Here is a 12,411-nt window from a genome sequence, read left to right as displayed (position 1 = left end):
CTGACAAGCATTCTCGATGGGTACGGTTTTTGTTTTTAAATCAGTAATTCACTAAATTTACAATACCAATTATATATTATGGATGATAATTTTTCACCAAGAGTAAAAGATGTTATTACGTACAGTAAAGAAGAGGCACTTCGTTTAGGGCACGACTTTATTGGTACCGAACATCTAATGCTGGGCATTTTAAGAGATGGTAACGGAAAAGCTATTCATATACTTAATAACCTAGCAGTCGATTTAGATCATTTACGCAGGAAAGTAGAAATACTGAGCCCAGCTAATCTAAGCGTTGAAGTAAATGCAGAAAAGAAAAATCTTCACCTTACCCGACAGGCAGAAAGAGCCCTGAAGACCACTTTTCTAGAAGCTAAAGTATTTCAAAGTTCATCAATTAGCACCGCTCACTTGCTATTATGTATCTTACGAAACGAAAACGATCCAACAACCAAGCTATTGAATAAACTAAAAATAGATTATGACATAGCTAAAGAACAGTATTTAAATATGACTCCGAACGAAGAAGAATTCTTAGAAAACTTGCCAAGAAACGAATCGTATAATGACGATTCAGGACAAGATGACAGTCTTAAAGAAAGCAGTTTTAATAATCCCGCCAATAAGTCAAACAAAAAATCTAAAACTCCAGTTTTAGATAATTTTGGGAGAGATTTAACAGAAATGGCGGAAGAGGGAAAACTTGACCCTGTTGTAGGACGCGAAAAAGAAATTGAACGTGTTTCTCAAATTTTAAGTAGAAGAAAAAAGAACAATCCGCTTCTTATTGGTGAACCTGGAGTTGGTAAATCTGCTATTGCAGAAGGACTTGCTTTGCGTATTATTCAAAAGAAAGTTTCTCGTATTCTTTTCAACAAACGTGTTGTAACTCTTGATTTGGCAAGTTTAGTTGCTGGAACAAAATATAGAGGACAATTTGAAGAAAGAATGAAAGCCGTTATGAACGAGCTTGAGAAAAATGACGATATTATTCTTTTTATTGATGAGATTCATACTATTGTAGGCGCTGGTGGAGCAACTGGTTCTCTTGATGCTTCAAATATGTTCAAACCCGCTTTAGCAAGAGGCGAAATCCAATGTATTGGTGCTACAACTCTTGACGAATACAGACAATATATCGAGAAAGACGGTGCGCTTGAAAGACGTTTCCAAAAAGTAATTGTTGAACCAACTTCTGTTGAAGAAACGATTGCAATTTTGAACAACGTAAAAGACAAATATGAAGATCACCATAATGTAACGTACACACCAGAAGCTATTGAAGCTTGTGTTAAACTTACAGATCGTTATATGTCTGAGCGTTTTTTACCAGACAAAGCTATCGACGCTCTTGACGAAGCTGGTTCTCGCGTTCACATTACTAATATTGATGTTCCTAAACAAATTTTAGATTTAGAGCGTCAGTTAGAAGAAGTTCGTGAACTTAAAAATATGGTTGTTAAAAAACAAAAATATGAAGAAGCCGCTAAACTTCGCGATGACGAAAAACGCATAGAAAAAGACTTAGCCGTTGCTCAAGAACAATGGGAAGAAGATTCTAAAAACAACAGAATTGAAGTTACAGAAGATAATGTAGCTGATGTTGTTTCGATGATGACAGGAATTCCTGTAAACAGAATTGCACAAACGGAAAGCAACAAATTAGCTCAATTGCCTGAATTAATTCAGAATAAAGTAATTGGTCAAAATGAAGCCGTTCTTAAAATTGCACGTTCTATTCAACGTAACAGAGCTGGACTTAAAGATCCGAACAAACCAATTGGTTCTTTCATTTTCTTAGGTCAGACTGGTGTTGGTAAAACGCAATTAGCTAAAGTATTAGCAAAAGAATTATTCGATTCTGAAGATGCTTTAGTTCGTATCGATATGAGTGAATACATGGAGAAATTTGCAATTTCTCGTTTAGTTGGAGCGCCTCCAGGATATGTAGGTTACGAAGAAGGTGGTCAATTGACTGAAAAAGTTCGTAGAAAACCATATTGTGTGGTTCTTTTAGACGAGATCGAAAAAGCACATCCAGATGTATTCAACATGATGCTTCAGGTTTTAGATGATGGATATTTGACAGATAGTTTAGGTCGTAAAATTGACTTTAAAAACACTATCATCATTATGACATCTAACGTTGGAGCGCGTCAGTTGAAAGATTTTGGACAAGGTGTAGGATTTGGTACAGCAGCAAGAACTGCTCAAGCTGATGAAAACTCAAAAAGCATTATCGAAAACGCTTTGAAGAAAACTTTTGCTCCTGAGTTCTTAAACAGAATTGATGATGTAATTGTATTTAATGCACTTGAAAAAGCAGATATTGATTTGATTATCGAAATCGAATTGAAAAAACTGTATTCTCGTATTGCAGAGTTAGGCTACAAATTAAGCTTAACAGATAAAGCAAAAGCATTTATTGCTGAAAAAGGTTTCGACAAACAGTTTGGAGCTAGACCTCTAAAAAGAGCTATCCAAAAATATGTTGAAGATTTATTAGCTGAAGAAATCATTACTTCGAAAATACACTCGGGTGATGAGATTATGATGGATCTTAAAGATGATTCACAAGAATTATCAGTAGAAATTCATAAAGCTGAAGAACCGACTAATCAATAAATTAGTCAAATTTTATAACACAAATAACATGCCCGTTACGTTTTCATAACATAACGGGCATTTTTTTTGTATAATTTACTATCTTTAGTAAAAGCAAATAGCTATTTTTGAATTTAAATTCTATAACATAAAAATAAAATATGCTTCAAAACAAAGTCATTTTAGGCAGCGAAGAATGGTGCTCATTTCCAGAACTTGGAATTCCAACAATCAAAGCTCGTGTTGATTCTGGTGCTAAAACTTCGGCAATGCACGCTTTAAACATAGCTCCTTTTATAAAAAATGATGCCAATTGGGTTAAATTCGACATTAACCCGATTCAGAATAATATCAAAACCATTATTCATTGTGAAGCGCCTTTGGTTGACAAACGAATTGTAAAAAGTTCAAGTGGTTTTAGAGAACATCGTTATGTAATCCAGACCAGCTTAAAAATTGGCGATGCAAAATGGCCAATCGAAATGACTTTAACCAATCGTGATTCTATGGGCTTTAGAATGCTTTTAGGACGCGAAGCTATGAGCGGAAGGGTTTTAGTCGATCCTGAGCAAAAATATCTTTTAGGACAGCCTACTGCAGAATCTCTTAAAGAATTATACCAAAATTCTGAAAAGGCAACTACAGGTTTACGAATTGGACTTTTAGCTAGCAATCCGGAACTTTATAGTAATAAAAGAATCATGGAAGCAGGCGAAATGCGCGGGCATGAAATGCATTTTTTAAATATTAAAGAATGTTATATGAAACTCGATGCCAAAACTCCAGAGATTCATTATAGAGGCGGAAAGATTTTAAATCAATTCGATGCAATTATTCCGAGAATCAGACCGAGCATTACTTTTTATGGTTGTGCTTTGACGCGTCAGTTTGAAGCTTTGAAGGTTTTTGTTTTGAATTCAGCAACAGCAATTACACAATCTCGTGATAAATTATATTCATTGCAATTATTATTAAACAGCGGAATTGATATTCCAACAACTGGATTTGCTAATTCTCCGCTTGATACTGACAACTTAATCAAAATGGTTGGAGGTTCGCCTTTAATTGTAAAATTATTAGAAGGAACACAAGGAAAAGGAGTTGTTTTGGCTGAAACAAAAAAAGCAGCAGAAAGTGTTATCAATGCTTTTAAAAGCTTAAATGCAAATATTTTAGTTCAAGAATTCATTAAAGAAGCAAACGGAAAAGATATTCGTTGTTTTGTAATTGACGGAAAAGTAGTTGCTGCCATTCAGCGTGAAGCAATGCCAGGAGAATTTAGAGCCAATATTCACCTTGGCGGAACTGCTTCTGTTATAAAAGTAACCGCCGAAGAGAAAAAGATCGCGATTAAAGCCGCAAAAGCAATGGATTTAAAAGTAGCAGGTGTAGATATTATTCGATCTTCTAAAGGACCTCTATTACTCGAAGTGAACTCTTCTCCAGGTCTTGAAGGAATTGAAGGCGCAACTAATAAAGATGTTGCAGGAGAAATGATTAAAGCTATTGAAAAGAATTTCAAATTATAATTAAGTTCATTTACACTTAATACAGCATAAATAATTTAGCAGCTTTGTTAAAGTTTCGAACTTTGACAAAGCTTTTTTATTTAACTTTAAAATAAAAAACATGACTTTTCCTTATTTAGATATAATTATACGAAGTGTAGCCGTTTATTTTTTCATGACAATTGCCTTAAGAATCTTTGGCAAAAAAGAACTTTCGCAATTAAATACCGCCGACATAATTCTTATTCTTTTAATTAGTAATTCTGTTCAGAATGCAATGGTTGGTCCAGACACAAGTCTTATAGGCGGATTGGTTGCTGCATTAGTATTATTTGTAACAAACTTTGCAATCAAGAAACTTACACGCAGATACAAAACTCTAGGTGATTTATTATTAGACAAACCTCAAATTCTAATTCACGACGGGAAATTAGATTTTAAAGCTTTAAGCAAATTAGACATTTCTGATGAAGAATTAAAAGAAGCCATGCGCGAACACGGAATAGAATTTTTTAAAAACGTAAAACTTGCCATGCTAGAAATTGACGGAACAATAAGTATTATTTCTGAAGATCAGAAAAACTTAAAACAAACGCATTATAAGCGTAAGCATAATCATAGGAATCTACAGAAGTTCTGAATTTAGATTCACAAAAAAGCCGATTTCAAATTGAAATCGGCTTTTCAAAAATTACTTCGCAGCACTAATCTTAATCGGAGGATTAGACATTCTTCTAAACATCCATATTAAACAAAATGCTGTTAAAGTTATCGTAATAATCAAAAACGGATAGAAACCAACAATTTCTGCAATTTTTTCGAATATATAAACATACCATTTTATAATTCGGGTTCGAGTTATTACTCGTGTTTCAAGAGACTTAGCATACCAAGTAAAAATTCCTCCCATAACTGCAACAAAAGCCGCAACTGATCCCGGAATAACAGCAGCACTCAACGCTGTAATTTGTTTTTCTTCTCGCTTAAAACCTAATTGTTTAAATTTTTCACTAATTGATTTCTCTGCCTGCCTTGTAGTTTCAGAATCTTTAAAGTCAATAGTTTTATAAGTTACTGAATCTGCATTTCTAACTTCAAACATAATATGAGAATCATTTTCAGGTTCAAATTCATATTCAAAGATTTCATTAATATTTATTATAGATTCAAATTCAGATGAATTGAAAACGTTTTTATCTATTCTTTCAATGCTTAAATCAGCATTTTCTTTTGTAATGTTTCCAATTATATGTTCTCCATAAATTAGAACTACATTTCCTTCTTCACCTTCAAGAATTATCGGTTTTTCAAAAATCATTGCCATTTGCTTTTAAATTATAATTTGTAAAATCTTTACTAAATAATTTTGCAAAAATCATTTTATTAAATTTCACCAATAGCCTCTAAAAGTTTTTAAAGCAACATTTTAAGATACTTATTTTTTATTTTAAACCATAAAAAAAGCCGATTTCAAATATGAAATCGGCTTTTTAATATTTGGAGAAATGCAATTTAACTCGCATTTCAAAATAATCTATTTTACGAAATAAATACGCTTAGCACAAAATAAACCATACCTGCTAATAAAGCTGAAATTGGAATAGTCAAAATCCAAGCCCAGATTAAACTTACAGTAACTCCCCAACGTACGGCAGAAACACGTTTTGTTAATCCAACTCCAATAATAGATCCTGTAATAGTATGCGTTGTACTTACTGGAATTTTCAAGTGCTCGGTAAAGTAAAGTGTTAAAGCTCCTGCAGTTTCAGCAGCTACACCTTCAAACGAACTTACTTTTGTGATTTTAGAACCCATTGTTTTTACAATTTTCCATCCACCACTTAAAGTTCCCGCAGCAATTGCAGAATAACACGCTAAAGGAATCCAGCTTGGCATTACACCTTTAATTCCTAAATCGTCATTTGGAAGCACAACATCTAACCAAGCATCCATATGAACTCCAGGATTTGTATTGATATAAACCGCTACAGCTGCAGCAATAATTCCCATTACTTTTTGAGAATCGTTTCCTCCGTGACCTAAACTAAATGCCGCAGAAGACAATAACTGCATTTTTTTCAAAGCCGCATCTGCTTGGTGTAGATTTAAACTGCTAAATATCAAACAAAATGCACTAACTGTCAAGATGATAAAAGCAACTAAAAACCATTTAATATTATGAGAATCAAAAGCTACACTCCAAAAATGTGAATCAAATCTTGGTTTATCAATCTTTTCATAAGGAACCATTTGGTAATAAACAAACAAAATAGTTGCAATCATTAAAGCTACTGTAAAAATCTTAGGTCCAATACTTTTACGTGAAGCATTTAGCAACCAGATTGAAATTAAATAAGAAGCTAAAGCTCCTAAAAGCGGTGCAAGAACGATAAAAGCAATAATGATGATAACTCCCGAAGGCATTCCGCCATCTTTTCCGGCCTTGTACCAACTTACAATTTCATACCAGTAATGTGTTGCTCCATCCTCACCTACATAACCTGAGAATCCGTGAACAGCAATCGCATGCGCCACAGCCGCTCCAGCAAAACCTCCAATTAATGTATGCGAAGAACTTGAAGGAATTCCTAGCCACCAAGTCAATAAGTTCCAGCATATTGCTGCAATGACTCCAGCTAAAATAACCACTAGGTTAATTTCCATTGTGTGCGCTGTTTTAGCAACAGTATCTGCAACACCAAATCCGAAAACCCAATAGGCAAGAAAGTTAAAAAATGCTGCCCAGACAACCGCCTGAAAAGGTGTCAAAACCTTTGTTGCAACAACAGTCGCTATAGCATTTGCCGCATCATGAAAACCATTGATGTAATCAAAAATTAAAGCTAATACTATAATTAATATAAGTAGCGTCATAAAATTATAACTTCAGAATGAAAAATTGAATTAAGAATGTTTTACAGAAATAGATTCTAGTATGTTCGCAACACTCTTACATTTGTCTGTTGCTGATTCTAAAACAGATAACACCTCTTTATATTTAATAATATTTTTAGCATCTGTTTCGTTTTCAAAAATTTCAAAAACTGCTTTGTTATATACGTTATCAGACTTGTTTTCTAATTTATTAATTCTAGAACAAGCATCTTTAATAACTTTAAAGTTCTGTAAGTTTCTTAATTCTTTTACAGCACTATCAATATTTTGACAAGCTTCAAGGTTGATTTCTGTCATTTTTCTGATAGATTTTGTAATCTTATCAACTTGATACAATCTCATACGGCTAGATGCACCGTGAAGATAATCGGCAACGTTGTCAATTGAAGTAATTAACGTGTGAATATCCTCTCTGTCAAATGGAGTAATAAAGTTTCTGCTTAACTCAAGGTTTGTCTGACGTGTAATGTCTTCTCCTTTTTGTTCTAATTCGTCAATCTTTTGAAAAAGAATTTCTCTTTCTTTTAATGGTAAATTTACAGCTTCGTGTAAGTTAGAAGCTAATTCAATTAAATTGCTTGAAGCTTCTTCAAAAAGTGGAAAGAATTTTTTGTCTTTCGGCACTAAAAATTGGAAAATACTGTTTATTGACATTGTTTTATTTTTGATACCGCAAAATTACTTCAATAATATTTTGCAATGTTAAGCCATTGTTAACAAATCGTTTTCTATTTGGAAACTCTTAAGGAATAAAACCGTGTTTTCTATGTCATTATGTAAGATTCGATCTTCTTTTACTAAAGGCACAACTTCTCTATAGCTGTTAACAAACATTTCGATAAAATCACTTGATTTTAGTGGCTCTCTATACGCAATTGCTTGCGAAGCATTCAACAATTCAATCGCTAAAATACGTTCTAAATTATCTAAAATTCGTAAGGCTTTTGTTGCTCCGTTTGCTCCCATACTTACGTGGTCTTCCTGACCGTTGCTCGAAACAATACTATCAACACTTGCAGGTGTCGCCAATTGCTTGTTTTGGCTTGCAATGCTTGCTGCGGTGTATTGCGGAATCATAAATCCTGAATTTAATCCTGGATTATCTACCAAAAATGCAGGAAGATTACGCAAACCAGAAATTAATTGATACGTTCTTCTTTCAGAAATACTTCCTAATTCTGCTAAAGCAATCGCCATAAAGTCTAAAGCCAAAGCTAAAGGTTGTCCGTGGAAATTTCCGCCAGAAATAATCTGATCTGCTTCTATAAATATATTAGGATTATCGGTTACTGAGTTGATTTCTGTTTTGAATACTTTTCGAACGTAATCAATTGCATCTTTTGAAGCTCCGTGAACCTGAGGCATACAACGGAAAGAATACGGATCTTGAACGTGCTTTTTTTCTTGAGCAATAATTTCACTTCCGTCTAAAAACTCAGTAATTCTTTGCGCCGTTACAATTTGTCCTTTATGCGGACGAATATAATGTATCAATTCATTAAATGGCTCAATTCTTCCATCGAAACCTTCTAAAGAAATGGTTCCGATTAAATCTGCCAAATAAGAATATTTATAAGCTTTAATTAAAATATGAGCTCCGTAAGCACTCATAAACTGAGTTCCGTTTAATAAAGCCAAACCTTCTTTTGACTGTAAAACAATTGGTTCCCAATTAAAATGTTTTAAAACTTCAGCTGAATCTACTTTTTTTCCTTCAAAAAGAACAATTCCTTCTCCGATAAGCGGCAAAGATAAATGCGCTAAAGGAGCTAAATCTCCAGAAGCTCCAAGCGAACCTTGGGTATATATTATGGGAAGAATATCATTATTATAAAAATCAACTAATCGCTGCAATGTAATTAACTGAACGCCAGAATGCCCGTAACTTAAAGATTGAATTTTAAGCAACAACATCATTTTTACAATTTCAGCAGGAACTTCCTCTCCTGTTCCGCAAGCATGAGATTTTACTAGATTTTCCTGAAGTTTAGATAAGTTCTCATTAGAAATTTTGACACTATATAAAGATCCAAAGCCAGTATTAATTCCATAGATTGGCGCTGTGTGTGTTGCCATTTTTTTATCTAAATAATCACGGCATTTCTGAACATTAACTTTAGCTTCTTCAGATAATTCAAGCATTTTATTATTGCCTAAAATCTCTTGTAATGTTTCTAAAGTTATAGTTTCTGTACTTATATAATGGATCTCTCTCATGATGTTTTTCAATTTAAGACGTCAAAATTCAACAAATCAATATTAAAAAGCAACATTTTATCACAATAATTAAAATTTCAATAAAAGCTGTTCCACGCTTTTAATTTATTCTTAATAGAGAATATCTTGATTCTCTAGTCTTTTTGAGCAGTTTTTTATTAAGATACAACTTTTTACCAAGAGAGAATCCACAAAAAATACATCTTGAAATATATCAAAACCTCAAATTAGCATATTGAATTTTAACAAATACTCAATATTGATTTTTTGAGATTTGAATTATTAAAATATTCGCAAAAAGGCCTTTTAAGTTTCCAGCTTGTATAAAAAACTGTACTTTTGAAAAATCAAAAATGAAAAGTAACAGCACAAAATATCAATCTACAATGACAACTCCAACTAGAGTTGCGATTGCTGCTACCATTATTTCTACTACAACAACTACTACCCCTTAGGGGTATACATTTTTACATATAATTCTAGGTTACCTATACTTTTTTCATGAAAGAAGAGAGTTATTGGATACATAAAAAACATTTAAAAAGAAAAAAAGTTGCAGTTTTCAGTTTCAGTTCACAGTTGATAATCTTTGAACCTCTGTTACTCAAAATCTTTGCAACTCATTAAAAAATATCACAAAAATGAAAGTATTAAAATTTGGCGGAACTTCGGTTGCCAATGCTCAAAATATAAAACTCGTTCTTGACATTGTTAATCAAAAAGCACAACAAGATCAATTAGTTGTTGTTGTTTCTGCTTTAAGTAAAGTAACAGATTTATTACAATCTGCCGCGGCAAAAGCTGCAGCAAACGACGAAAGCTTTAGAGAAGTTGTCGCTGAAATCGAAAAAAAACACCTTGACACATTAAAAGAATTAATTCCTGTTAGCGAGCAAAGCAGTTTATTAAGTCACGTAAAAAGAATCATTAATCATTTAGAAACTTTATTAGACGGATGTTTCTTGCTTGGCGAATTATCTCCAAGAACTGCCGACACTATTTTGAGTTTCGGAGAATTACTTTCATCTTTTATTATTGCGAAAGCTTACCAGCAAATTAACAATGATGCTGTTTACAAAGACAGCCGAGAATTAATTAAAACAAACGCTGATTTTGGAAAAGCAGTTGTAAATTTCGAAGTTTCAAATCAATTAATAAAAGAATACTTTGCCGAAAATAATTCAAAAATCAATATTCTTCCTGGATTTATTGCGCAGACTTTAGACGGAATCACTTCGACTTTAGGACGTGGCGGTTCTGATTATACTGCCGCAATTATTGCAGGCGCACTTGATGCTGAACAATTGGAAATCTGGACAGACGTAAACGGAATGTTTACTGCAAACCCAAAAATCGTAAAACAAGCACAACCAATTGCGAATATTTCGTATCAAGAAGCGATGGAATTATCGCATTTTGGAGCAAAAGTTTTATATCCGCCAACAATTCAACCAGTTTTAAGAAAAAACATTCCGATTTTAATCAAAAATACTTTTGAGCCAGAAGCTGTTGGAACTTTAATTTCTGATACTATTGTTTCAAAAGACACTGTTGTAAAAGGAATCAGCCATATCGATAATATTTCGCTTTTAACTCTTGAAGGCCCAGGAATGATTGGAGTTGCAGGTTCGTCAAGACGTTTGTTTGAAGTATTGTCTCAGGAAAAAATCAACGTCATTTTTATTACTCAGGCTTCTTCTGAGCATTCTATTTGTATTGGAATTTTAAATTCGGATGCTGATAATGCCGAAGCTGCGATTAACAGAGCATTTGAAATCGAAATTGCACAAAACAAAATCGATCCTTGTTATGTAGAAAAAGACCTTTGCATTATTGCTTTGGTTGGTGAAAACATGAAAAATCACCAAGGTTTAAGCGGAAGAATGTTCAGTACTTTAGGAAAAAACAACGTAAACATTCGTGCAATCGCGCAAGGCGCTTCTGAAAGAAACATTTCGACTGTAATTAACGAAAGAGACGTTAAAAAAGCGTTGAATACTTTACATGAAAATTTCTTCGAAGAAAACACAAAACAGCTGAACTTATTTGTAATGGGAGTTGGAAATGTGGGAGAAAAATTCATTGAACAAATTCACAGCCAAAAGAAATTCTTAAAGGATAATTTAAAAATAAATGTTCGTGTAATTGCTTTATCAAATTCAAGAAAAATGATTTTTGATGAAGACGGAATTTCTCTAAAAAATTGGGATGCCGCTTTAAGCGAAGGTGAACCAGCAAGCATTGAAGAATTCATTAAAAAAGCAAAAGACCTGAATTTACGTAACAGTATATTTGTTGATATCACAGCAAACGCAACGGTTTCTGAAGCTTACGAGAAATTCTTAAAAGAAAGTATTGCCGTTGTAACTTGTAATAAAATTGCTTGTTCATCTGCTTACGACAATTATAAAAAATTAAAAAGCTTATCTCGCCAATACAACGCTCCGTTTTTATTTGAAACGAATGTTGGAGCGGGATTACCAATTATTGACACAGTAAAAAACCTTATTGCATCAGGAGATAAAGTGCATAAAATTCAAGCCGTTTTATCAGGAAGTTTGAACTTTATTTTCAACAATTTTGACGAAAACAACTCTTTCCACGATGTGGTAAAAGAAGCCGGAGTTCAAGGTTTCACAGAACCAGATCCAAAAATCGACTTAAGCGGAATCGACGTTGCTCGTAAAATCTTAATCTTAATTCGCGAAAGCGGTTACGAAATGGATATTGATGCCATTGCAAACGAATCATTTTTACCAGCAGAATGTTTAGCAACAACAAACAACGAAGATTTCTTTGCATCGTTAATTAAACACGCTTCTCATTTTGAAGGTATTTATAAAGAAGCTTTAGCCAAAGATTCTAGATTGAAATACGTGGCGCAATTCGAAAACGGAAAAGCAAGCGTTGGCCTGCAATTCATTCCAAAAGATCATCCTTTCTACAATTTAGAAGGAAAAGATAATATCGTGCTTTTCTACACAGATCGTTACGTAGATCAGCCTTTATTGATCAAAGGTGCCGGAGCTGGAGCTGCGGTAACAGCATCAGGAATTTTTGCTGACGTTATTAGAATCGGAAATATATAAATTTTTGTTTATGGTTTGAAGTTTAACCGCAAAGCACGCAAAGGATTACGCAAGGTTCGCAAAGGCTTGTTTTTTCTTGTGTGCTTTGCGAAAAAACC

8 protein-coding genes are annotated in these 12,411 nt (G+C 33.4%); 4 read left to right on the top strand and 4 right to left on the bottom strand.

Annotated elements, in window-relative coordinates; genetic code table 11:
• Nucleotides 1–78 precede the first annotated feature (78 nt).
• The 3 genes from NYQ10_RS12550 (at nt 79) to NYQ10_RS12540 (ending at nt 4,752) form a co-directional block, all read left to right on the top strand.
• The gene (locus NYQ10_RS12550; RefSeq protein ID WP_276174272.1) at nt 79–2,625 is read left to right on the top strand and encodes an ATP-dependent Clp protease ATP-binding subunit; all 2,547 of its coding nucleotides are present in this window, start codon (nt 79–81) and stop codon (nt 2,623–2,625) included.
• A gap of 140 nt (nt 2,626–2,765) precedes the next feature.
• Entirely contained in the window at nt 2,766–4,133 is a 1,368-nt protein-coding gene (gene rimK, locus NYQ10_RS12545) for a 30S ribosomal protein S6--L-glutamate ligase (RefSeq protein ID WP_289876675.1), read from the top strand.
• 100 nt (nt 4,134–4,233) lie between these two features.
• Nucleotides 4,234–4,752 carry a DUF421 domain-containing protein gene (locus tag NYQ10_RS12540; protein ID WP_289876674.1) on the top strand — a complete coding sequence of 173 codons (519 nt, stop codon included), beginning with the start codon at nt 4,234–4,236 and terminating at the stop codon, nt 4,750–4,752.
• Nucleotides 4,753–4,803: 51 nt separating this feature from the next.
• Here NYQ10_RS12540 and NYQ10_RS12535 read toward each other — a convergent pair whose 3' ends face one another.
• The 4 genes from NYQ10_RS12535 to hutH all read right to left on the bottom strand — a co-directional run bounded on the left by NYQ10_RS12535 (nt 4,804) and on the right by hutH (nt 9,224).
• Nucleotides 4,804–5,430, bottom strand: a complete 627-nt coding sequence (locus tag NYQ10_RS12535; protein ID WP_289876673.1) for a hypothetical protein — start codon at nt 5,428–5,430, stop codon at nt 4,804–4,806.
• A 221-nt stretch (nt 5,431–5,651) separates the two neighbouring features.
• Nucleotides 5,652–6,986 (bottom strand): inorganic phosphate transporter, encoded by a 1,335-nt coding sequence (locus NYQ10_RS12530; RefSeq protein WP_289876672.1) that lies wholly within the window; start codon nt 6,984–6,986, stop codon nt 5,652–5,654.
• A 30-nt stretch (nt 6,987–7,016) separates the two neighbouring features.
• The gene (locus NYQ10_RS12525; RefSeq protein ID WP_184164697.1) at nt 7,017–7,661 is read right to left on the bottom strand and encodes a DUF47 domain-containing protein; all 645 of its coding nucleotides are present in this window, start codon (nt 7,659–7,661) and stop codon (nt 7,017–7,019) included.
• A 48-nt stretch (nt 7,662–7,709) separates the two neighbouring features.
• Nucleotides 7,710–9,224, bottom strand: a complete 1,515-nt coding sequence (gene hutH / locus NYQ10_RS12520) for a histidine ammonia-lyase (protein ID WP_289876671.1) — start codon at nt 9,222–9,224, stop codon at nt 7,710–7,712.
• Between the two features lie 641 nt (nt 9,225–9,865).
• Here hutH and thrA point away from each other — a divergent pair.
• A complete protein-coding gene (gene thrA, locus NYQ10_RS12515; protein ID WP_289876670.1) occupies nt 9,866–12,313 on the top strand; it encodes a bifunctional aspartate kinase/homoserine dehydrogenase I in 2,448 nt (815 codons plus the stop codon).
• Nucleotides 12,314–12,411: the final 98 nt, after the last annotated feature.

The organism is Flavobacterium johnsoniae, from assembly GCF_030388325.1.
In the GTDB taxonomy this organism is placed as follows: domain Bacteria; phylum Bacteroidota; class Bacteroidia; order Flavobacteriales; family Flavobacteriaceae; genus Flavobacterium; species Flavobacterium johnsoniae_C.
This window is presented reverse-complemented; position numbering and strand designations above follow the sequence as displayed.